This is a genomic window from Massilia sp. WG5 (assembly GCF_001412595.2).
In the GTDB taxonomy this organism is placed as follows: domain Bacteria; phylum Pseudomonadota; class Gammaproteobacteria; order Burkholderiales; family Burkholderiaceae_D; genus Telluria.
Window position 1 is genome coordinate 1187383 of the sequence record NZ_CP012640.2, and the last position, 22256, is coordinate 1209638.

Annotated in this window: 23 protein-coding genes and 1 pseudogene; 9 read left to right on the plus strand and 15 right to left on the minus strand. The window is 65.7% G+C overall.

The annotated features are described in order from the left end of the window. Window positions 1-57: 57 nt before the first annotated feature. The 3 genes from AM586_RS05135 to AM586_RS05145 all read left to right on the plus strand — a co-directional run bounded on the left by AM586_RS05135 (window position 58) and on the right by AM586_RS05145 (window position 3871). Entirely contained in the window at window positions 58-1365 is a 1308-nt protein-coding gene (locus AM586_RS05135) for an amidohydrolase family protein (protein ID WP_047826383.1), read from the plus strand. A 138-nt stretch (window positions 1366-1503) separates the two neighbouring features. Then, window positions 1504-2808, plus strand: coding sequence for a dicarboxylate/amino acid:cation symporter (locus AM586_RS05140; protein ID WP_269467317.1), 1305 nt, complete (start codon window positions 1504-1506; stop codon window positions 2806-2808). Between the two features lie 94 nt (window positions 2809-2902). Beyond that, on the plus strand, window positions 2903-3871 hold the full coding sequence (locus tag AM586_RS05145; protein ID WP_047826381.1) for an HDOD domain-containing protein: 969 nt from the start codon (window positions 2903-2905) through the stop codon (window positions 3869-3871). A gap of 45 nt (window positions 3872-3916) precedes the next feature. On the opposite strand, the pseudogene AM586_RS28760 reads toward AM586_RS05145, so the two are convergent. After that, window positions 3917-4314 (minus strand): annotated as a pseudogene (locus AM586_RS28760) (ATP-binding cassette domain-containing protein); the annotation flags it as partial. A 298-nt stretch (window positions 4315-4612) separates the two neighbouring features. Between AM586_RS28760 and AM586_RS05155 the strand changes: the two are divergent. Together AM586_RS05155 and AM586_RS05160 are read left to right on the plus strand one after the other, a co-directional pair. Then, window positions 4613-5014, plus strand: coding sequence for a BlaI/MecI/CopY family transcriptional regulator (locus AM586_RS05155; protein WP_047826379.1), 402 nt, complete (start codon window positions 4613-4615; stop codon window positions 5012-5014). Next, a complete protein-coding gene (locus AM586_RS05160) occupies window positions 5011-6282 on the plus strand; it encodes a M56 family metallopeptidase (RefSeq protein WP_047826378.1) in 1272 nt (423 codons plus the stop codon). The genes AM586_RS05155 and AM586_RS05160 overlap by 4 nt, the downstream gene beginning before the upstream one ends. Window positions 6283-6346: 64 nt before the next feature. Here AM586_RS05160 and AM586_RS05165 read toward each other — a convergent pair whose 3' ends face one another. Together AM586_RS05165 and AM586_RS05170 are read right to left on the minus strand one after the other, a co-directional pair. Further along, window positions 6347-6997, minus strand: coding sequence for a CoA transferase subunit B (locus AM586_RS05165; protein ID WP_047826377.1), 651 nt, complete (start codon window positions 6995-6997; stop codon window positions 6347-6349). An 18-nt stretch (window positions 6998-7015) separates the two neighbouring features. Further along, window positions 7016-7714, minus strand: a complete 699-nt coding sequence (locus AM586_RS05170) for a CoA transferase subunit A (RefSeq protein WP_047826376.1) — start codon at window positions 7712-7714, stop codon at window positions 7016-7018. A 168-nt stretch (window positions 7715-7882) separates the two neighbouring features. Here AM586_RS05170 and AM586_RS05175 point away from each other — a divergent pair, with 168 nt between their 5' ends. Then, on the plus strand, window positions 7883-8413 hold the full coding sequence (locus AM586_RS05175; RefSeq protein WP_047826375.1) for a LuxR C-terminal-related transcriptional regulator: 531 nt from the start codon (window positions 7883-7885) through the stop codon (window positions 8411-8413). On the opposite strand, the gene AM586_RS05180 is transcribed toward AM586_RS05175, so the two are convergent. The 4 genes from AM586_RS05180 to AM586_RS05195 all read right to left on the minus strand — a co-directional run bounded on the left by AM586_RS05180 (window position 8410) and on the right by AM586_RS05195 (window position 11329). Beyond that, on the minus strand, window positions 8410-9225 hold the full coding sequence (locus AM586_RS05180) for a lecithin retinol acyltransferase family protein (RefSeq protein ID WP_052234437.1): 816 nt from the start codon (window positions 9223-9225) through the stop codon (window positions 8410-8412). The two genes, AM586_RS05175 and AM586_RS05180, sit on opposite strands and share 4 nt — an antisense overlap. A 101-nt stretch (window positions 9226-9326) precedes the next feature. Then, window positions 9327-9758 carry a thioesterase family protein gene (locus AM586_RS05185; RefSeq protein ID WP_047826374.1) on the minus strand — a complete coding sequence of 144 codons (432 nt, stop codon included), beginning with the start codon at window positions 9756-9758 and terminating at the stop codon, window positions 9327-9329. A 39-nt stretch (window positions 9759-9797) separates the two neighbouring features. Next, complete coding sequence (locus tag AM586_RS05190) at window positions 9798-10544, minus strand: alpha/beta fold hydrolase (protein WP_047826373.1); 747 nt, start codon at window positions 10542-10544, stop codon at window positions 9798-9800. A gap of 8 nt (window positions 10545-10552) precedes the next feature. Next, entirely contained in the window at window positions 10553-11329 is a 777-nt protein-coding gene (locus AM586_RS05195; RefSeq protein WP_047826372.1) for an SDR family oxidoreductase, read from the minus strand. Window positions 11330-11517: 188 nt separating this feature from the next. On the opposite strand from AM586_RS05195, the gene AM586_RS05200 reads away from it, so the two are divergent. Continuing rightward, window positions 11518-13194, plus strand: a complete 1677-nt coding sequence (locus AM586_RS05200) for an electron transfer flavoprotein-ubiquinone oxidoreductase (protein ID WP_197416507.1) — start codon at window positions 11518-11520, stop codon at window positions 13192-13194. On the opposite strand, the gene AM586_RS05205 is transcribed toward AM586_RS05200, so the two are convergent. From AM586_RS05205 to AM586_RS05240, 8 genes are all read right to left on the minus strand, one after another. Further along, on the minus strand, window positions 13195-15324 hold the full coding sequence (locus AM586_RS05205; RefSeq protein ID WP_197416506.1) for a bifunctional diguanylate cyclase/phosphodiesterase: 2130 nt from the start codon (window positions 15322-15324) through the stop codon (window positions 13195-13197). 30 nt (window positions 15325-15354) lie between these two features. Beyond that, entirely contained in the window at window positions 15355-16020 is a 666-nt protein-coding gene (locus AM586_RS05210) for an amino acid ABC transporter permease (RefSeq protein ID WP_047826371.1), read from the minus strand. A 16-nt stretch (window positions 16021-16036) separates the two neighbouring features. Next, window positions 16037-16855 (minus strand): transporter substrate-binding domain-containing protein, encoded by an 819-nt coding sequence (locus AM586_RS05215; RefSeq protein WP_047826370.1) that lies wholly within the window; start codon window positions 16853-16855, stop codon window positions 16037-16039. An 84-nt stretch (window positions 16856-16939) separates the two neighbouring features. After that, window positions 16940-17353, minus strand: coding sequence for a hypothetical protein (locus AM586_RS05220; protein WP_047826369.1), 414 nt, complete (start codon window positions 17351-17353; stop codon window positions 16940-16942). 86 nt (window positions 17354-17439) lie between these two features. Continuing rightward, a complete protein-coding gene (locus AM586_RS05225) occupies window positions 17440-17898 on the minus strand; it encodes a metallophosphoesterase family protein (RefSeq protein ID WP_047826368.1) in 459 nt (152 codons plus the stop codon). A gap of 29 nt (window positions 17899-17927) precedes the next feature. Next, complete coding sequence (locus AM586_RS05230; RefSeq protein ID WP_082439663.1) at window positions 17928-18218, minus strand: DUF378 domain-containing protein; 291 nt, start codon at window positions 18216-18218, stop codon at window positions 17928-17930. Window positions 18219-18301: 83 nt separating this feature from the next. Continuing rightward, window positions 18302-18973 carry a DUF882 domain-containing protein gene (locus AM586_RS05235; protein ID WP_047826367.1) on the minus strand — a complete coding sequence of 224 codons (672 nt, stop codon included), beginning with the start codon at window positions 18971-18973 and terminating at the stop codon, window positions 18302-18304. A gap of 216 nt (window positions 18974-19189) precedes the next feature. Then, window positions 19190-19708, minus strand: coding sequence for a GNAT family N-acetyltransferase (locus AM586_RS05240; protein ID WP_047826366.1), 519 nt, complete (start codon window positions 19706-19708; stop codon window positions 19190-19192). A gap of 201 nt (window positions 19709-19909) precedes the next feature. Between AM586_RS05240 and AM586_RS05245 the strand changes: the two genes are divergently transcribed. Both AM586_RS05245 and AM586_RS05250 read left to right on the plus strand, forming a co-directional pair. Further along, window positions 19910-20929, plus strand: coding sequence for a sulfate ABC transporter substrate-binding protein (locus AM586_RS05245; RefSeq protein WP_060566949.1), 1020 nt, complete (start codon window positions 19910-19912; stop codon window positions 20927-20929). A gap of 327 nt (window positions 20930-21256) precedes the next feature. Next, on the plus strand, window positions 21257-22201 hold the full coding sequence (locus AM586_RS05250) for a serine hydrolase (RefSeq protein ID WP_047826052.1): 945 nt from the start codon (window positions 21257-21259) through the stop codon (window positions 22199-22201). Window positions 22202-22256: the final 55 nt, after the last annotated feature.

Consider the following 22256-nt stretch of genomic DNA (forward strand, 5'->3'; position numbering starts at 1 on the left):
CGAGCGCTCCGCTATGATGCTGTCTTTCCATCCCATAAAGACAACAGGAAGACACCCATGCGGATCCGCGCCAAGCAGCTCGCCCTTTCCATCGTCACGGTCCTGGCGTCCTCCATCGGAGCGCTGGGCCAGGCCGCGCCCCAGCTCCCGCCCGCCGGCCCGGTACTGATCACGGCCGACCAGGTCTGGACCGGCGACGGCGCGCCGCATGCCGGCTGGAGCGTGCTGGTGGCCCAGGGCCGCATCCAGGCAGTCGGCCCGGCGGAGAAGATGACGCTGCCGGCCGACGTCGAACGCGTCGCCCTGCCCGGCAAGACCCTGATCCCCGGCCTGATCGACCTGCATTCGCACGTGCTGCTGCACCCGTATAACGAGACCACCTGGGACGACCAGGTGCTCAAGGAGGCGCCGGCCTACCGCATCGCGCTGGCCGTGCGCCACGCGCTTGACACCCTGCAGGCCGGCTTCACCACCCTGCGCGACCTCGGCACCGAAGGCGCCGGCTACGCCGACGTCGGCATCAAGCGCGCCATCGAGGAAGGCCAGGTGCCGGGCCCGCGCCTGCTGGTGGCGACCCGCGCCATCGTCGCCACCGCCAGCTACGGTCCGGCCGAGCGCAGCTACCGTCCGGACATGGACCTCCCCTACGGCGCGCAGCAGGCCACCGGCGTCGTTGAAGCGACCAAAGCCGTGCGCGAGCAGTCCTCGCACGGCGCCGACTGGATCAAGTTCTACGCCGACTACCGCACCGGCATCGACGGCAGCACCCGCCCCACCTTCACGCTGGAGGAAATGAAGGCGATCGTGGCGGCGGCCCACGTCACGGGACGCAAGGTGGCGGCGCACGCCAGCAGCGACGATGCGATCCGCCTGGCCGTGCTGGCCGGCGTCGACACGATCGAGCACGGCTACGGCGCCAGCGAAGCCACCTTCAAACTGATGCTGGAACGCCATACCGCCTATGTGCCGACGCTCACCGCGCCGGAAGCGATCGGCGAATATTTCCAGAAGTACGTGCGCGGCGGCACGCCCACGGCCGGCATGCAGGAAGCGGCGCGCGCCTTCCGGCTGGCGCACAGGCTGGGCGTCACGATCGGCAACGGCAGCGATGTCGGCGTGTTCGCCCATGGCACCAACGAGCGCGAGCTGGAGTGGATGGTGCGCCTGGGCATGAGCCCGACGGAAGCGCTGCGCGCCGCCACCGTGGTCGCCGCGCATATCCTCGGCAAGAACGACCTGGGCGCGCTCCAGACCGGCAACCTGGCCGACGTGATCGCGGTCGAGGGCGACCCGACCGCCGACATCGCGGCGCTGCGCAAGGTCGGCTTCGTGATGAAGGGCGGCACCATCTATCGGCGTAACTGAACACCGCCCTTGAGTGCGCCCCCTGACATTCAGGAAGCGTAGGATCGGTTATAGGCGCCGGTGTTGCGGTTTTCCACAATAGCTGGCGCAGATATTTTCAGTAATGATGACGGCACTATCATTAGCGCATGAAGCCTGATCATGAAAAAACCATTCTATAAAGTGCTGTACATCCAGGTGCTGTTCGCGATTATCGTGGGCGTCCTGCTTGGCATCTACGATCCCGGCCTGGCCACCGCGATGAAGCCGCTGGGAGACGGCTTCGTCAAGCTGATCAAGATGATCATCGCACCGGTGATCTTCTGTACCGTCGTCGCCGGTATCGCCGGCATGCAGGACATGAAGAAGGTCGGCCGCGTCGGCGGCAAGGCCCTGCTCTACTTCGAGGTCGTGTCGACCTTCGCGCTGGCGATCGGCCTGATCGTCGCCAATGTCATCAAGCCGGGCGCCGGCTTCAACGTCAACCCGGCCACCATCGACACCCACTCGATCGCCCAGTACACCGACAAGACCAAGGCGCTGACGACCACCGACTTCCTGATGAACATCATCCCGAACACCTTCGTGGATGCGTTCGCCAAGGGCGAGATCCTGCAGGTCCTGCTGATCGCGATCCTGTGCGGCATCGCGCTGTCGATGATGGGCGAGCGCGGCCGTCCCATCACCCGCGGCATCGAAACCCTGTCGCACATGATCTTCGGCGTGGTGAACATCATCATGAAGGCCGCCCCGATCGGCGCCTTCGGTGCGATGGCCTTCACCATCGGCAAATACGGCGTCAAGTCGCTGATCCCGCTGGCTTCGCTGGTCGGTTCCTTCTACCTGACCTGCGCCCTGTTCGTGTTCCTCGTGCTCGGCTTCATCGCCCGCATGACCGGCTTCTCGATCCTGCGCTACCTCGCCTACATCAAGGAAGAGCTGCTGGTCGTGCTGGGCACCAGCTCGTCGGAAAGCGCGCTGCCGGCCATCATGCGCAAGCTGGAAAAGCTGGGTTGCCCGAAATCGGTGGTGGGCCTGGTGGTCCCGACCGGCTACTCCTTCAACCTGGACGGCACCAACATCTACATGACGATGGCCGCCCTGTTCGTGGCCCAGGCCACCAACACCGAGCTGACCCTGACCCAGGAACTGACCATCCTGTTCGTGGCCATGCTGACCTCGAAGGGCGCGTCCGGCATCACCGGCGCCGGCTTCATCACCCTGGCGGCGACGCTGGCCGTGGTGCCGACCATCCCGGTGGCGGGCATGACCCTGATCCTGGGCATCGACAAGTTCATGAGCGAATGCCGCGCCCTGACCAACATCATCGGGAACGGCGTCGCGACCATCGTCGTGTCGAAGTGGGAAGGCGAGCTCGACAAGGAGCGCCTGGCCGCCGAGCTGAAGCATCCAAGCGTCGATGACGGTACGCTGCGCGAGCAGGCAGCACACGAGACCGCCTGATCGACAGGTCTGCGCCATCCTCGTTCCGACGCCGGGTTCGCCCGGCGTTTTTTTTTGCTGTTCGACCCTGGGCGATGCATATAGAATCCTTCCTATGAAGAACTGGATTAATCGCCTGCGTGGCGCTTCGGACACCGCGCCCGCCGCGCCCGCCGCTCCGGCGGAAGCAGCCGACGAGCAGGCCGCCGACCTGGCGGCCGAGATCGAAGCGACCTATTACCGCTGGCTGACGGCCGCGCATGGCTATGCGGCCCCGCCCGAAGTCGAAACCCGCATCCTCGACGAGGTCCGGATCCTGGGCCTGCAGCCCTTTGATGCCGCCGGCCTGGTGCCGCGCGTGCCGGAAGCGATTCCGAAACTGCTGGCCAGCCTGAACGACGAGGACGCGTCGGTGGCGGAACTGGCGCGCCAGGTGGCGCAGGACGTGGTGCTGACCGCGGAAGTGATCCGCGAAGCGAACAGCGCCTATTACCGCCCGATCGCCCCCGTCAAGAACCTCGAAGCCGCCATCATGATGCTGGGCCAGAACGGCTTGCGCATGCTGCTGGCGCGCGTCGCCTTCCGCCCCCTCGTCAACATGCAGGCCGACGGCTTTGCGCGCGTTGCCGCGCCCCGGGTCTGGAACCAGTCGATCAGCTGCGCGCTGGCCGCCAGCCTGATGGCGCCGGGCCTGAGCACCAGCGTGTTCGAAGCCTACCTGGCCGGCCTGATGCAGAACGTGGGCCTGGTGGTGGCCTTCCGCCTCGCCGACCGCGTCTGCACCGGCGGCAGGGTGCCCGGCGCCGGCAGCTTCGGCGCCCGCCTGCTGGCCGGCAGCCGCCAGCTGTCCGCCGCCATCGCCGCGCACTGGAACTTCCCCGAACAGGTCATCGCCGCCATCGCCCATGCCGGCGCCCCGGGCAGCGACCACCTGGCCGAAGCCCTGGCCCTCGGCGACCGCATCGCCAAGCTGCGCCTGCTGATCGACGACGAGGTGCTGGGCGAGGACGATGCGCTGGTGACGGACGGGCTGGACAATTTCCAGCGGCGTTGCCTGGGCAAGCTGGCCAAGCTGGAAGGCTGATCGCAGCGATACGTCGTTCCCGCGCAGGTGGGGACGACGTGACATTTATTCTGGCCTCTGCTGCTGCAGCCACAGCTGCGCATACGCCCTTCGCTGCGCAGCAGTTCCGCATGCGTGCCCTGCTCGACGATGCGTCCATGTTCCATGACGATGATGGCGTCGGCGTTCACGATGGTCGACAGCCGGTGCGCGATGATCAGGATGCTGCGCTTGCGCGCCAGCCTTTCCAGTTCGCGCGCGATCGCGCGTTCCGATACCGAATCCAGGGCCGAGGTCGCCTCGTCGAAGACCAGGATCGGCGGGTTCTTCAGGATCGCGCGGGCGACGCCGATGCGCTGCCTTTCGCCGCCCGAGAACATCACGCCGCGCTCGCCGACCGGGCTGCGGTGGTCGAGGCGAAACGCAGCAGCGCCGAGGCGGCGATGCGCCCGCGGTAGTGCCGCGTCACACCCCACAGCTCGGCCGAAAAGGGGCGGCGCGGGGTGGATGCGTCGGTATCGCCTGCGCTGTCCGTGGAATCCACCATGCGCGCAACGGACTCGGTTCGGGATGCCAAGCATTGGACCGGACAAGGCCAATTTGGATCGGCTCGACCCCGCCAAAGACAAGCTTGTCTATGACGCTTCCCTCATGACAACCGGGCTATGACTCGGCCATTCCCACGCAATCGAATTTTTGTAGACAAGTCAATCTAGACAAGCTAGTCTAGGCTTACCTACCGATTGCATTCAAGGATGAACGATGGCCAAGCCCCCTGCCCCTTTCAAGCCGACCCCGGCCGAACTCGACCTGCTGCAGGTCCTGTGGCCCATGGGCTCCGGCACCGCCCGCCAGGTGCACGACGAGATCATGAAGACCCGGCCGGAGGTGACTTATGCAACCGTGCTGCGCCTGATGCAGATCATGCACGCGAAGGGCCTCCTGATCCGCGACGAGCGCGAGCGCTCGCATGTGTATGCGCCCGCCCACGCGCAGGAATCGCTGCAGACCAACCTGCTGAAGGACTTGATGCAGCGCGCCTTCTCGGGCTCGGCCAAGGCGCTGGTGCTGGCCGCCCTCAAGACCGGCATCTCGAAGAAGGAGCGCGAGGAGATCGAGCAGCTGCTGAAGGACGAAGCGCACGGCAGCGAGGACAAGGAATGAGCGCCGCCGCCCTGGTCGCCGCGCTCGGCTGGACCCTGGTCCATTTCGTCTGGCAGGGCGCCCTGCTCGGCTGCGCCGTCGCGGTACTGCTCACCTTCCTGCGCAATGCTCGGCCGGAAACCCGCTATGCGGTCGCCTGCCTCGGCCTGTTGCTGTGCATGGCATGGCCGATGGCCGACCTGGCGCTGCTGCTCAGCGCCGGCGACGCCGAGCCCGCCGCCCGCCTGCTGCCGGCCTCGGGCGCAGCCCGCAGCCGCGCCATGGACCCAATCGGCCTCCTGCCGTGGATCCAGTCCAGGCTGGACTGGATCGTCGTCCTGTGGGCCGCCTGTGCCGGCGCGCTCGGCCTGCGCATGGTGGCCGGGCTGCTGTGGATCGGGCGCGCCGTGCGCCTGGAGGCTTGCGACCCGGCCTGGCAGGCGCGCCTCACCCGGATGGCGCGGGACTTCGGCCTGGACCGCGAGGTGCGGCTGCGCGTCATCGACGGCCTGGCCAGTCCGATCACGGCCGGCTGGTGGCGCCCGGTGGTGCTGGTGCCGGCCAGCCTGGTAACAGGCATGCCGCCGCAGCTGCTGGAAGCCCTGCTGGCGCACGAACTCGGCCATGTGCGCCGCCACGACTACCTGGTCAACCTGGGCCAGAACGTCATCGAAACCCTCTTCTTCTACCACCCGGCGGTCTGGTGGATATCGCACCGGATCCGCATCGAGCGCGAACAGATCGCAGACGATTACGCAGCAAGGAAACTCGGCGAACCGCGGCGCCTGGCCCTTGCACTATCCGAACTGGAGCGCCTCCAGTTCTCAACCCACCACCTGGCCCAGGCGGCCAACGGAGGAGATCTCATGTCACGCATCAAACGATTGCTTCGCCCCGACACACAATCGCTGAATTGGAAAGCAGCCATCCCGGTACTCGGCCTTGCGGCCATGAGCATGGCCCTGTTTGCCCAGGCGGCAGCGGATCCGGGGCCGGTCACGGGCGCAGCCGGGACCCAGACCCCAGTTCTCGATTTCAGGAGCTGCGCCAAGCCGCATTACCCCAAGGATGAGTTGCAGCGGAACCATGAGGGGACCGTCATCATGCGCTTCCGAGTGGCGCCGGACGGCAAGGTGAAAGAGGCACTGGTCAGCGGTTCGAGCGGTTTCCCGGCGCTGGACGAAGCCGCCCGCAGCGCCCTGGAAAAATGCAGCTTCATGGCGGGCACCTCGGCTGGCAAGCCGGTCGAGTCGTGGGCGACCGTCCAGTACGTCTGGACCACGAAATAAAGGGCGACAACGACAAAGCCCGGCGAGGACGCTCGCCGGGCTTTTGCTTGCCGCCCGTACGGAATTACAGGCCCGACACGTCCAGCTCGGCGCTGGTCGCGGCCAGCACCTGTTCCCTGGTCACGCCCGGCGCCAGTTCCACCAGCTTCAGGCCGGTATCGGTGACGTCGATCACGCCGAGGTCGGTGATGATGCGGTCGACCACGCCCACGCCGGTCAGCGGCAGGTCGCACTTCTTGAGGATCTTGTGGCTGACCGAGCCGTCCTTGGCGGTGGCGACGTGCTCCATCAGCACCACCACGCGCTTGACGCCGGCCACCAGGTCCATCGCACCGCCCATGCCCTTCACCATCTTGCCCGGGATCATCCAGTTGGCCAGGTCGCCCTTTTCCGAGACCTGCATCGCGCCCAGGATCGCCAGGTTGATCTTGCCGCCGCGGATCATGCCGAAGGAATCGGCCGAGCTGAAGTAGGCCGAGCCCGGCAGCGCGGTCACGGTCTGCTTGCCGGCGTTGATCAGGTCGGCGTCGACTTCGGCGTCGGTAGGGAACGGGCCGATGCCCAGCAGGCCGTTTTCGGACTGCAGGAACACTTCGACATCCTGCGGGACGTAGTTCGCCACCAGGGTCGGCAAGCCGATGCCCAGGTTCACGTAGAAGCCGTCCTGCAGTTCCTTTGCCGCGCGCGCGGCCATTTCATCACGAGTCCATGCCATGTTATCTGTCTCCTGGTCTTAGGCTTGGCGCACGGTGCGCTGTTCGATGCGCTTTTCCGGCGTCGGGTTATGCACGATGCGGTGCACGAAGATGCTCGGCAGGTGCACCTGGTCCGGATCGATCTCGCCGGTCTCGACCAGTTGTTCGACTTCCACGATGCAGATCTTGCCCGAGGAGGCGACGTTCGGGTTGAAGTTGCGCGCGGTCTTGCGGAACACCAGGTTGCCCGCGCGGTCGGCCTTCCAGGCCTTGACCAGCGCGACGTCCGGATTCAGCGAGCGTTCCATCACGTACATCTCGCCGTCGAACTCGCGGGTTTCCTTGCCCTCGGCGACGATGGTGCCGTAGCCGGTCTTGGTGAAGAAGGCCGGGATGCCGGCGCCGCCGGCGCGCAGCTTCTCGGCCAGCGTGCCCTGCGGCGTGAATTCGAGCTCGAGCTCGCCGGCCAGGTACTGGCGCGCGAACTCCTTGTTTTCGCCGACGTAGGACGCGATCATCTTCTTGATCTGGCGCGTGGCCAGCAGCTGGCCGAGACCGAAGTCGTCGACGCCGGCATTATTCGAGATGGCCGTCAGGTTGGTGACGCCGGAATCGCGCAGCGCGGCGATCAGCGCCTCCGGGATCCCGCACAGGCCGAAGCCGCCCACGGCGATGGTCTGGCCATCCTTGACGACACCCTCGAGCGCGGACCGCGCATCTGGATAAACTTTATTCATACCCGTCCCTTTAGTAAGTGATCTGTACAGCAGAGTAGAATTCGAGAATAAAATAGCCCCCCGCAAAGCACAATACCGTAGAAATACCGGCAAGCCCGGACCGGGAGACAAAGAAGTGGAGAACTAAGCTTGCATCAAACGACAGCATCATACGCCATCGATTACGAGATGATTTTCCAGCATGCCCCGGTCGGCATGTGCATCTCGGTCAACCGCATCATCCAGGCCTGCAACGAGGCGCTGGCGGCGATGTTCGGCTACGACTGCGCCCAGCTGAACGGCAAGTCCTTCGAGGTCCTGTATCCGACCCATGACGAGTTCCTGCGCACCGGCGACCGCATCGTCCCCATCATGAACGCCCGCGGCCGCTACTCGGACGAGCGCATCATGCGCCGCGCGGACGGCGAGCTGTTCTGGTGCCACGTGACCGGCCGCGCGCTGGACCCGCAACAGCCGCTGGGCGCCGGGGTCTGGACCTTCGAGGACGTGAGCGAAAAGCGCCCGGTGACGGCCGCCCTCACCCCGCGCGAACGCGAGATCGCGGCCCTGCTGGTGGAAGGCAAGACCAGCAAGGTGATCGCGCGCGAGACCGACCTGTCGCCGCGTACGGTGGAGATGCACCGGGCCAAGCTGATGAAGAAGTTTTCGGCGTCCACATCGTCGGAACTGGTGCACAAGCTGGTGGGGGTGGCGCGCTAGTCCCACCAGTCCCACAGTTTGCTGACAGCGTAGACGGCCGCCACGCCGGCAAGCAAAGGTGCACCGACTGTCGCCAGCGCGCCCGCACCGGCCGCGCCCACGAGCGTGGCCGCCGATGCGCCGCCGTAGGTGGCTGCCACGCTTGCCGCAGCTCCACCGCCCAGCGAACTCACCACGCCGCGCGCAACACTCGAGCTTGCGGCGGCGCCGACACTGTGCGCCAGCCCTGCCCCGAGGGCCGGCGCGACCGGTGCGAGCACAGCCGAACCGCCTTGGCCCAGCAAGATGGACGACAGGGCATCTACCGCGCGCCCGAGGGTCGCCGACGAGGTCGACGAACCCAGGCGGCGCAAGGCGTCCGCCAGGTAGCGCGAAGCCTGCGGATTGCCCCTCAGGTAGGCCATGGCGCCGGCACTGAACAGCGGTGTCGTTACTTTCCTGACCTGCGGACTCGTGTGCGCTCCCTCGATACACCAGTTCACAAAATGCTCGCAATTGTTCAGCAGCAGGCTGTACCAGTCTTCCCCCAGCCGCTGGCAGGCACGGTCGACACTGGCCTCCCTGCCATATTTACGGTCGGGATGGCGCACGAGCTTGATCTCGTTACCGCAGGCGAATTCGTCGAGCGTAGCGAACTCGACCGCTCCCGACTGCATGCTCCGGGCGAAGCCGGAATAATGGATGACCAGCCCATTGCCGACATACAGTCCGTGATGGGAATAACCCAGGCGCGGCGACGACAGATGGTCGCCGCTCGCGAAATCGCGGGAAGAAGAAGTGGGCGTTTCGTCGAAGGATAAAGATAGCCACATGCTGGATGTCTCCGTTGAACTTCAGGCAAAACATCAGCTTAGCGAAATCATTTCCTCATGGCAACTAAATGTTCAACATCCCTTCATCCCGGTCAAGCTGCTCATGCCGCCGGCAGCGCGCTCCTGAGATGCGCCGGCAGCGGCACCGACTTCTCGGCCTTGAAATCGATCCACACCACCTTGCCGCCGCCTTCCGCGTAGACGACGTCGGCCTTGCCGTCGGCGTCCACCAGGCTGATCTCGTGCGTGACCTCGAAGCTGGAGCGGCCCGGCGCGCCGGCATAGGTGCGCACTTCGATCTCTCCCGGGTACTTCAGCTGCTTGAGGAAGGTGCAGTAGGCGGTGACGATCACCGGTCCCTCGCCCTGCATGCTGAACTCGCCCGCCACCTCTTCCAGGAAGCAGATGCGGCCGCTTTCCATGTAGCGGAAATAGACGGTGTTGTTGACGTGACCCAGCACGTCCATGTCGCCCCAGCGGATCGCCTGGCGCATGGTGTGCATTAATTTGCGGGTGGACTTCTCGTTGCTCATTCTTGCCTGACGTTTTGGAAAAGCAGGCATTGTAGTGCCTCAGCAGGGAGCCTGTCCCCGCACGATTCGGCCGACGATGCCGCAAAAGGCCGCCGGATCCTCCAGCATCATCATGTGTCCGGCGCCCGGCTGCACCAGGCTTCCCTGGGCCAGCGCCAGCACCCATTCGGGGATGTCCCAGCCGGCGGCCGAGAGTTCGCCGCCCAGCAGCCACAGCGGCACGCCGCTGCCGAGCACGTGTCGCACGCCATCCAGGTAGGCCGGCTGTCCGGTCACCTCCACCACCGAACGCGCCATCGCCTGGATGGTTTCGAAAGGCTGGTTGGACAGGATCGCGCGTGCCCAGGCGATGCGCTGGTCGCTGGCTTCGATGCCGGTCCGCTCCAGCCAGGCGGCCGGATCGTCTTCCATGGCGCCGTATTCGGCCGCCCAGTCGGCGTCAAGCATGGCGGCGATGCGCGAACACCAGTATGCATCCTTCAGCGTGAAATTGCCTTCCACGCTGATCAGGCCCGCTACCCGCTCCGGCGCCTGGCGGGCAGCCAGCATCATCACGGCGCCGCCGACGCTGTGGCCGAGCAGCCAGGCCGGCCGCTCCACTTCCTCGCGCAGGATGCGCACCAGCTCGCAGGCCTGGGCCTGCAGATCGATGCCGCGGTCGATACTGCGATTGCCGCCGTAGCCGAGCAGGTCGGGCGTGCGCACGTCGAGATCCGGCAGCAGGGCCTGCGGGTCGTAGTAAGCGCTGGAACCCAGCAGGCCATGGACCATGACCAGTGTGCGCATTGCGCCCTTCACTGCGCCGTCATGCCGTCGTCAGCCGTGATGATGGCGCCGTTGATGAAGTGGGCTTCCTCGGCGGCCAGCAGCAGCAGCAGGCCATCGAGATCTTCCGGCCGGCCGGTGCGGCGGCGCGGCAGCATCTCGATCAGCTTTTTTCCCTGCTCGGTGTCGAAGTAATCCTCGTTCATCTCGGTGGCGATGTAGCCGGGGCAGATCGCGTTGACGTTGATGCCGTAGCGGCCCCATTCGACCGCCATCGCCTTGGTCATCTGCACCACGCCGGCCTTGCTCATGCAGTAGACGCCGATCTGCGGCAGCACGCGCAAGCCCGCCACCGAGGCGATGTTGACGATCCTGTGCTGCTTCTTGGGGTCGCCCTTGGCGCGCTGGATCATGCGCTTGGCGGTCTGCTGGGCCATGAAGAAGGCGCCGCGCAGGTTGGTGTCCATGATGTAGCCGTAGTCGTCCTCGGTCACGTCCAGCAGGCGCTGGGTGGTCGACACGCCGGAATTGTTCACCAGGATGTCGATCGGGCCCGCCTCGGTCTCGGCGTGGGCGATCGCCGACTTGATGCTGGCGAGGTCGGTGACGTCCAGCGCCACCACGTGGGCGGCGCCGCCGTCCGCCTCGATCTCGGCGCGCAGCTCCTTCAGGCGCTCGATGCGGCGCGAAGCCAGCACCACCTGCGCCCCGGCCCCGGCCAGGGCCTTCGCGAAGCGCGCCCCCAGCCCGCTGGAAGCGCCCGTCACCATTGCGATCTTTCCTTCGAAATTGACTTCAATGCCCACTTTCCGCTCCTGTTCCCAAGCACCACCGAACTATATTCTGTTGCGACGACATAATCATTACATACTTCACCTAATTCGCCGCGTTTAGATTGCTGCATCTAATATCTGCCCTACAATACCCCCCTGCGTTGCAATCATGAGCAAAAAAGTGCACACTCGTGCTTAAATTTTTCATACACCTATAAGACATGACTCAGCCCAACAACCTCATCGAACAATACGGTCCGCGCGAAGCGATGGAATACGACGTCGTCATCGTCGGCGGCGGCCCTGCCGGTCTCTCGGCGGCAATCCGCCTGAAGCAGCTGGCATCGGAACAGGGCCGCGAGGTGTCCGTCTGCGTGCTCGAAAAAGGCGGCGAGGTGGGTGCGCACATCCTGTCGGGCGCGGTCATGGACCCGCGTGCGCTGAACGAACTCTTCCCGAACTGGAAGGAACTCGGCGCCCCGCTGAACACCGCCGTCACCGAAGACCGCGTGCTGTTCCTGACCGAGACCAAATCCTACGCCACCCCGTCCTTCATGGTGCCGAAGGCCCTGACCAACCACGGCAACTACGTGATTTCGCTGGGTAATGTGACGCGCTGGCTGGGCCAGCAGGCGGAAAGCCTGGGCGTCGAGATCTTCCCGGGCTTCCCGGCCGCCGAGGTGCTGTACAACGAGGACGGCTCGGTCAAGGGCGTCGCCACCGGCAACATGGGCGTCAAGCGCGATGGCGAACCCGGCCCGGATTTCCAGCTCGGGATGGAACTGCACGCGAAGTACACGCTGTTCGCGGAAGGCTCGCGCGGCCACCTGGGCCGGCAGCTGATCGCGAAATACGACCTGAACAAGGGCAAGGATCCGCAGACCTACGGCATCGGCATCAAGGAACTGTGGGAAATCGACCCGGCCAAGCACCAGCCGGGCCTGGTGATCCACAGCGCCGGCTGGCCGCTGCCCTCCGATACCTATGGCGGCTCCTTCCTGTACCACCTGGAGAACAACCAGGTCGCGGTCGGCTTCGTGGTCGGCCTGGCCTACCAGAACCCGTATCTGTCGCCGTACGAGGAATTCCAGCGTTATAAAACCCACCCGGCGATCCGCCACTTCTTCGAAGGCGGCAAGCGCATCTCCTACGGCGCGCGCGCGATCACGGCCGGTGGCCTGCAATCGCTGCCGAAGACCGTGTTCCCGGGCGGCGCCCTGATCGGCTGCGACGCCGGCTTCCTGAACGTGTCCCGCATCAAGGGCAGCCACGCCGCGATCAAGACCGGCATGCTGGCCGCCGACGCCGCCTTTGCCGCACTGGGCGAGGGCCGCCAGCACGACGAGCTGGCGAGCTACCCGGCCGCCTTCGAGCAGTCCTGGCTGCACGAGGAACTGCACGTGGCGCGCAACTTCAAGCCGTGGATGAGCAAGGGCCTGTATCTGGGCACCATCATGACCGGCATCGACCAGATCCTGTTCAAGGGCAAGGCGCCGTGGACCCTGCACCACCAGCACGCCGACCACGAATGCCTGCGTCCCGCCTCGGACTTCAAGCCCATCGTGTACCCGAAGCCGGACGGCAAGCTGACTTTTGACCGCCTGTCCTCGGTGTTCATCTCGAACACCAACCACGCCGAAGACCAGCCGGTGCACCTGACCCTGAAGAACCCGAACGTGCCGGTCGAGATCAACCTGGCCAAGTACGCCGGTCCGGAACAGCGCTACTGCCCGGCCGGCGTGTACGAGTTCGTGAAGACCGACGAAGGCAAGGACCGCCTGCAGATCAACGCGCAGAACTGCGTGCACTGCAAGACCTGCGACATCAAGGATCCGACCCAGAACATCGTCTGGGTCACGCCGGAAGGCGGCGGCGGGCCGAATTACCCGAACATGTAATCAGGCGATGGAGCGCAGGGCCAGCCGTTCCAGGTCCTGCGCGCTCATCGGATGCCCGAACATGTACCCCTGCGCATAATCGCAGCCGGCGTCGAGCAGCAGCCTGCGCTGCGCCGGCGCCTCCACCCCTTCCGCCACCACCTTCAGCCCCAGCTTGTGCGCCATGGCGACGATCGCCTCGTACAGCGCCAGCTCGCCGCCCTCCCCCTCCAGCGTCTGCGCCAGCGAGGGATCGATCTTCACGAAGTCGATGTCGTAGCGCTTCAGGTAAGCCAGCGAGGCATGACCGGTGCCGAAATGGTCGAGCGCCACCTGCAGCCCGAGCATGCGGTACTGGGCCAGGCGGCCCAGCAGCGCGTCGGCGCCGCCGGCAAGCGCGCCCTCGCTGATCTCGACCACGATGCTCTGCGGCGGCAGCTTCAGTTCGCGCAGGTAGTCGAGCCATCCCTGATACTGGCCACCGTCGCGGCGGAACTGCACCGGTGACTTGTTCACGCTGACCTGGAAGTCCGGGGCGATGCTGCGCTGCCAGCGCTGGACCTGGCGCGCCGCCTCGCGGAACACCCAGTCGCCGATCTCGACGATCAGGCCATTGCTCTCGGCGAAAGGAATGAACTGGGCCGGGGCCAGCAGGCCGCGGGTCGGATGGCGCCAACGCAGCAGGGCCTCGGCCTTGTGCACGGCGCCGGTCCGCAGCGAGACGATGGGCTGGTAGAGAATTTCGAACTGGCGCCCCTCGATCGCCGCGCGCAGGTCGGACGTGATGAGCTGGCGCGCCAGCGCCGCTTCCTGGAGGTCCCGGGTGAAGTAGCTGTAGCGGTTGCGGCCGGCGTTCTTGGAGGCGTACATGGCCTGGTCGGCATGCGACAGCAGTTCCGGCAGCTCGCGCGCGTCGGCCGGATACAGGGCGATGCCGATCGAGGCCGAGACCTCGGCGCGCTCCTGGCCGATGGCCCCGGCCAGCTCGAAGGGCAGCGCCAGCGCGTCGACGATGGACTGGGCGATGCGGTCGACGCTGCCGACCCGCTCCATGCCGGCCAGGATCACCGTGAACTCGTCGCCGCCCAGGCGCGCCAGGGTATCGGTGACGCGCACGCAGGCCTTGACCCGGCGCGCGGCCTCGGCCAGCAGCGCGTCGCCGACCGCATGGCCGAGGTGGTCGTTGACTTGCTTGAAGTGGTCGAGGTCGATGTACAGCAGGGCCACGAAGTTGGCGCTGCGGTCGGCCTTGCGCATTTCCTGGGCCAGGCGGTCGCGGAACATGTGGCGGTTCGGCAGGCCGGTCAGCTCGTCGAAGTTGGCCTGGTGCCAGATCCGCTCGGCCGAGGCGCGGCTGCGCGTGATGTCGGTGACCAGGGCCAGGGTGCCGAGATAGTTGCCGGCGACGTCGAAGATCGGCGTGGTGGCGGCGCTGGTCCACAGCTCGGCGCCATCGGTGCGGATGAACTTCAGTTCGGCGCGTTCGCCGCGCGCATGCTGGCGGCGCACGTCATGGGTCTCGAAACGGGCCTTGCCCTCCTCGTCCATGAAGCGCACCAGCGGCTGCTCCAGCAGGTCCTCGATCTCGCAGCCCAGCAGCGCCGCCATTTTCGGGTTCACGAAGGTAATGAAGCCGAGCGCGTCGATCTCCCAGATGCCCTCGTCGGCGCAGTGGACGATGCGGCGGAAGCGCTCTTCGCTGCGCTCCAGCGCGGCCAGCTTGCCGTCGACCGGCTCGACCACGATGCGGCAGGCCTGGCCGCTGCCGTCGGCGCTGGCCAGCAGCACCACCGGTCCGGGCGCACCCTGGTCGGCGCAGGTCATCTCGATGCGCTGGCGGCGCGGCGCGCGGCTGTTGATGGCGGCCTCGAAGAAGGCGTCGAATTCCTCGCGCCAGGCGCGCCGCACGAAGTCGCGGAAGCGGTGCGCGCCGAGCGCGCCGCGCGCAACGCCGATCAGCTGCGCGCCGGCGACATTGGCCTGCAGGATGCGGCCGTCGAAGGCCACCACGAAGTAGCCGCTGGGGGCCAGCAGGTACAGTTCGTTGAAGTGCGCCTGTTCCTGCTCGTGGCGCAGCCGCTCCGGCTTGAGCCCGCTGTCGAGCTGTTGCCTGGCCAGCAGCGCCGCCGGCACGTGCACGTCCTTGTCCATCGCACCCCGCATTGTGGTTGATGACGCGTGTTACTGATGAGCCCGGTTCAGGCGCCGCTCGGCACGGCGCTGCAGCCCTTCGAAGAACAGGCTCAAGACCCAGTAGATGATGGCTGCTGCAACATAAAGCGGCAATGGACGGAACGTGACGGAGATCAACTCTTTGGTCACCAGCATCAATTCGGTCATGGTGATCACCGAGACCAGCGAGGTGTCCTTGATCAGGCTGATCAGGGTGTTGCTCATGGAGGGCACCGCCACCCGCAGCGCCTGCGGCAGCACCACGTAGCGCAGGGTCTGGCCCCAGCCGAGGCCGAGGCTGAAGGCGGCGCGCCACTGGCCCTGGGCGACCGCGTTGACCGCGCCGCGCAGGCTCTCGGACAGGTAGGCGCCCGCATTCAGCGACAGGGTCAGCACCGCGGCCGCGAGCGGCGTGAATTCGATGCCGATGCCTGGCAGGCCATAGTAGACCACGAACAGCTGCACCAGCAGCGGGGTGCCGCGGAACAGGCTGACGTAGAGCGCGGCCGGCCAGCGCAGCGGCGCCCAGGGCGCGATCCGCATCAGGGCGGTCGGCAGGCCCAGCACCAGGCCGCCGAGCATGGCGGCCAGCGCCAGCAGCAGGGTGATGCCGGCGCCGCGCAGCATCAGCGGCGCCGACTCCCGCAGCAGCGCCAGCAGGGCCTGGAAGTCCATCGAAATCAGGCTTGCTTCATTGCGGCGGGCGGGTGGCGTCGATGCCGAACCATTTCATCGACGCCGCCTTCAGGCTGCCATCGGCGCGCAGCGCCTCGAGCGCCTTGTCGACCGCGGCGCGGAATCGGGGATTGCCCTTCCGCAGGGCGATGCCGGTGCGCTCGACCGCGCCCACGCGTGCCCCGGCGCGGATCGGCAGCTGCGAGGATTTCAGCAGCCAGGCCACCATCAGGCTGTCGTTCAGGGCCGCGTCGACGCGCCCGAAGGCCAGATCCTGCAGGTTTTCCGGCGCCGCCGGATAGCTCTTCACGTCGATGCCGGGCATGGACCTGGCCTGCTGCTCGAACACGCTGCCCTGCCCGACCCCGAGCTTCCTGCCCTTCAGGTCTTCCAGCTTGTTGTACTCGATGCGCTCGTTGCGGCGCACGATCAGCTGCGGGGTCGAATAGGTGTACGCCTGCGAGAAATCGAAGGCCTGCTCGCGCTTCGGGGTGATGTTCACCTGGCTGATGATCACGTCGTACTTGCCGGCGCCCAGGCCAGCCAGGATGGAGGGCCATTCGGTGGTCACGAATTCCGGCTTCAGGCCGAGCCTGGCGGCCACCAGGCGGGCGACGTCCACGTCGTAGCCGGTCAGCTGGCCGGTCTTCGCATCCTTGAAATTGAATGGCGGATAAGTCCCCTCGAGGGCAATGCGCAGCGTGCCGCGCGCCTTGACGGTGTCGAGCAGATCGGCGGCGTGGACAGGCAGCGCGAGCGCGGCCACGGCCAGCGCCAGGCCGCTCGCGATGGCCTTCGCCATCGCCTTCCTGCGGAATTTGATCGGGGAACCCATTGGCATCGCATCGCACTCCCATCAAGCAGTAGAGCCTGATTTATAACCGAAAACGCAATGATGCGAAAAGGAATTATCCGTCAGTCAGTATAGCCTGCGGCTATGCTTGAAATTGTGGCCGGTGACGATCAGGGTGCTCTCGACCAGGGTGGACAGGCCCAGCAGCAGCTGGACCAGCCGGTCCTCCGGCAGTATCCAGACCTGCCCGGCCGGCTGCTCGGCCCCGGTGGCGGCCATGATCAGGGGCGCGATCCAGCCCGCGTCCGGCTCGACGTCCAGCAGGATGGCGTCGCCGGTGGTCTGCAGGTAGATATCGCCGCCTGGCGCCAGGGTGAAGCGCACCCCGACCCCGGTCTCCTGCGGCCGGATCATCTCCTGCATGGTGCGGTTGTGCTCATCGATCCAGAGCTCGACGTCCTGCGGGGTTTCCAGCGGGGTCCAGGGCACCGGACGGAAACGGGGGCGCTCGGCGCTGTCCTTGGTCGAATCTTGGCTCATGAGGGGCTCGGTAGGTGTGGGCTTGGTTATGGGGTCGAACGGCGCGTATGCTAAGGCATGGATGACCGGGCGCGCAAGCCGGGCCTCTAAACGTCCAGGGTGACCAGCCGCGCGCGCACCTGCCCGTCCTCGACCAGCAGCTCGCCGGCCGCGATCGGCAGGCTGAAGCGGCGCCGGCCGGCGCTGCCCGGGTTCACGTACAGCACCCCGCCGCGCTCGGCACAGGAGGGTTTGTGGGAGTGGCCGGACACCACCACGCGCACACCGGCCGCGCCCGGCTCCAGCTTCAACTCCTTGAGGTCGTGGATGACGTAGATGGACACGCCGCCCGCGTCCAGGCGCGCGGTCTCGGGAATCGAGGCCGTCCAGGGCGCGGTATCGTTATTCCCGCGCACCACCGTCAGCGGCGCGATCGCGGCCAGGCGCTCGAGGATGTCCGGATTGCCGATGTCGCCGCCATGCACGATATGGTCGCTGCCGGCCAGGAAGGCCAGCGCTTCCGGACGCAGCAGGCCATGGGTATCCGAGATCAGCCCGATCCGCATGGCCCGCCGCGCCGACCCGGCGACCCGGCTCAAGCGGCGTGCCCGTGGCGGCCCATCCTCGTCGCCATCCAGATCGAATACAGGGCGGCGATGCCGACCACGACATAGACCAGGCGGGTGGCCGGGCTGCCGGCCCCGAACAGGCTGGCGACGACGTCGACGTCGAGCAGGCCGACCATGGCCCAGTTCAGGCCGCCGATGATCAGCAGCGCCATCGCGATGTAATCGATCGCCGACATGGCCGAATGCCCTTCGCGCGCGGCAGCCCGCCGTTCGGGCAGGTGCCGCCGCTCCATGGTGGGTGCGTTGATGCTAGCCATCTTGTCCTCCTTCGGAAAGCGTGATCCGAACATCCAAGATAGCAAAAATGCGGCGCGGCGTGCGCCGCCTATCCGGCCAGGAACTAGCCCTTCCAGGTACGGTTCAAGCCGGTGTCCGCATGGATCCAGCCGCCCTTCGGACCGGAACGGTAATAGAAACCGACCCCGCCCTGGCGGAAGCTGCGCACCAGGCCGCCCAGCACCTCTTCGGTCAGGCCGGCGATGCGGATGTCGGCCGCCTTGCCGGACATGTGCAGGGACTGGCGCGCGGCCGGCACGCCCTGCTCGATCAGGTGCCTGTTGGAGGCCGGGGTCCGGTAGCCGGACAGGATTTCCAGCGGCTTGTCGAGGCCATAGCGGGCGACGAAGGCCTGCGACGCCCACAGGGTCTCGAGCAGCTTGGGGTCGATCGCCATGCTGGCCTTGCCGTTCACGTCGCGCAGCATGTGGCACAGTTCCTGGTAGGCCGAATCGATCATCTCGCCGTCCTTCCAGTACAGGACCCTGGTGCGTTCGCCGCTGGCGGGACGGATCACGGACAGGGTGCGCGGCTTGACCCAGAAGTCGAGGTCGACCACCTGGGCGTCGAACAGGTCGGGCGGCGGGGCGATGTCGATGCCGGGAGCGTCCGGCGCGGCGGCCGGGCTGGTGCGGGCGTTGCGCTCGGCTGCCTCGGCGCCGATCAGCGGGGTCGCGACCAGGCCGAGTGCGGTGAGGCGCAACCCGTGGTGAAGGAAATCTCTGCGGGAAGCCATAACAAACTCATCATTGGAACTTCCGAACTATATCTCAATAGACAAGCGGAAAGAAGATGAGCGCGTGTTACAGCATGTTTCACGCAACACTCTATAAACATGAGCGCCTGAGAAAGCCCGCAGGGCAAGGGATGCGGCCGACCGACGCATCGGCGAAGACAGTACGATGAGTACGGCGAGACGATGCAAGGCCGCCATGCGGGCTTTCTCAGGTGCTCATTTTCCGGTGCAGTTGCAGAAGCGCTTGCCGGCCGGCGGCACGACAGCATTCAGCTGCTTCCAGAGGAAATCGCATTCCAGGCCAAAACAGGCCTTGTCCTTGCCCGCATTCACATAACCGAGCCGCTCGAAGAAAGGGCTGGCGGACGCCGGGCTGTGCATGTGCAGCTTGGCGATGTCCCAGGTCCGGGCCTGGGCTTCGACGGCGCGCATCATGGCGCTGCCAATGCCGTGGCGCCATTGGCCTGGCATCACATAGCACAGCGCCAGCTTGCCGGCCTGGGTCAGCAGGGCCAGCCCGGCCAGCTCGTGGCCCTGCAGCGCGACCACGGCGTAGTTGCTGGGGGAGGAAAACCAGGCGCCGACGGTCTGCGGCGTCTTGTTGCTCAGCCAGGGTTCAAGGATCTCGACGCGCCGGCCGTGATCGGCCGAGCACCCCTCTTCGATCGAGCGGCGCAGCAGTGCGCACGCCGCTGGCGCGTCACCCGGTGTTGCCTGGCGAATGTCAATACCCATGGTCTTCCGACATGAAAAACGATCTGCAAAAAAGCTGTGGTTCAGCAGGCCGGACTATAACCCAAAGTCTCCGATCCTGCTGCCGGGGCCATGCGCCGCCATCGAACTTCTAAGCATATGATGAAAATGTACTTTTGTTCCCGTATGTCTTCATGGATGATGCACCTGGTTTCCACAGGTCTTAAGAAGGAAGAACAAAACATGGTCCAAACACTCTCCCCGCTGCGCCGCCGTCTGCTGGCGCTGACCCTGGCGCTTGGCAGCGCCGCTTTCCCGCTGGCGTCCCAGGCCGCCCCCGTCGAGCTGCTGAACGTCTCGTATGACGTCGCGCGCGAACTGTACAAGGACGTGAACCCGGCCTTCACCGCCGAATGGAAGAAGAGCACCGGCGAAGACATCACGATCAAGCAGTCGCACGGCGGCTCCAGCAAGCAGGCGCGCGCCGTCGCCGACGGCCTCGAAGCCTCGGTGGTGACCCTGAACCAGGCCAACGACATCGACATGCTGGCCGACCGCGGCCTGGTCGCCAAGGACTGGACCAAGAAGTTCCCGAACAATGCCTCGCCGTATTACTCGACCATGGTGTTCCTGGTCCGCAAGGGCAATCCGAAGGGCATCCACGACTGGGCCGACCTGGCCAAGCCGGGCGTCAAGGTCGTGATCCCGAACCCGAAGACCGCCGGCAACGGCCGCTACACCTACCTGGCGGCCTGGGGCTCGGTCATCAAGAAAGGCGGCAACGAAGCCCAGGCGCGTGAACTGGTCGGCAAGATCTTCAAGAACGTGCCCGTGCTCGACGCCGGCGGCCGCGCGGCCACCACCACCTTCACCCAGCGCCAGATCGGCGATGCCTTGGTGACGTTCGAGAACGAGGTGAGCCTGGTGCGCGCCGAGTTCGGCGACAACTTCGAGGTGGTCTACCCGTCGATCTCCGTGCTGGCCGAGACGCCGGTCGCGATCGTCGACAAGGTGGTGGACCGCAAGGGCGTGCGCAAGCAGGCCACCGCCTACCTGAACTTCCTGTACTCGGAAGCCGGCCAGACGATCGGCGCCAAGCATTACCTGCGCGTGCGCAACGAAAAAGTCATGAAACAGTTCTCCGCGAATTACAAGCCGATCCAGCTGTTCACGGTCGACGATGTGTTCGGTGGCTGGCGCACTGCCCAGAAACGCCATTTCGACGATGGCGGCGAATTCGACAAGATCTATCAGTCGAAATAATAATATTAATTAATGCTGTATAGGCATACAGCATTAACAAGCGGAAATTAAAGCTGAGTCGTTTTTTAGAGATTTCTTTTAACAAAAATCGAATTTTCCGTTCACAAAGAAGGCCTTGCGACAACGCGAGGCCTTTTTTTCTTGTAGAATCTTTCCGTTGGTTTCGATTTTCCATCGATGACATTGATTCCGATCAGTTTATCGATAATCTGCCAATAAAAAGTTCCCATGTAGCTCGACGCTACTGGTCTAAAGAACGCTCCACCTGACGTTTTGATGCTCCGCCGCCGTCCGGCGCCCGACCATTAACCGTACATACACACACAAATGATCAAAAAATTTATCGCTGCCGTGCTGATGACGATTTCCAGCGCGGCCGCCCTCGCTGTGCCTTTTGGATCGCAATCGGTGCTGGTGGTCGAAGACGACACCGGCAAGGTCCTGTTCGAGAAGAACGCCTCGACCGTGGCGCCGATCGCCTCGCTGACCAAGCTGATGACCGCCATGGTCGTGCTCGATGCCCACCAGGACATGAACGAGCCGATCGAGATCGAAAAGCAGGACGTCGACATGCTCAAGCACAGCGCCTCGCGGGTGCCCGTGGGCGCGACCATTCCGCGCCGCGACGTGCTGCAACTGGCCCTGATGTCCTCGGACAACCGCGCCGCCGCCGCCCTCGGCCGTACCTATCCGGGCGGCATGGACGCCTTCCGCGCCGCCGTCAAGCGCAAGATCGCCGCGCTGGGCATGACCCAGACCGTGATCGAAGAGCCGACCGGCCTGAGCCCGCATAACCAGTCGTCCGCGACCGACCTGGTCAAGATGGCGACCGCCGCCGCGAACTACCCGGAGATCACCCGCATCACCACCTCGTCCAAGGACCTGATCAACATCAAGGGCCGCGACGTCGAGTACCACAACACCAACCGCCTGGTCGGCGCCAAGGGCTGGGACATCGGCCTGTCGAAGACCGGCTATACCCAGGAAGCGGGCCGCTGCCTGATCATGCGCATCAAGGCCGCCGGCAAGAACGCGACCCTGGTGCTGCTGAATGCCGGCGCCAATTCGGTGCGCGTGCTGGACGCCCTGAACATCCGCCGCCACGTGCTGGGCGACGAAGCCCCGGTGGCGACCTCCCGCGCGCCGCGCATGCGCGCCGCGGTCGGTGGCCCGCGCATCAAAGCGTCGGTCGGCGGCGTCCGCGTGAAAGCTTCTGCCGGCCACAGCCGCTACAAGCACGCGCCGGTGTCGCGCCATCGCCGTCACCACTGATCGGCTGCACAGCTTCAAATAAGAAGGCCGCAGCGGGCATACCGCTGCGGCCTTT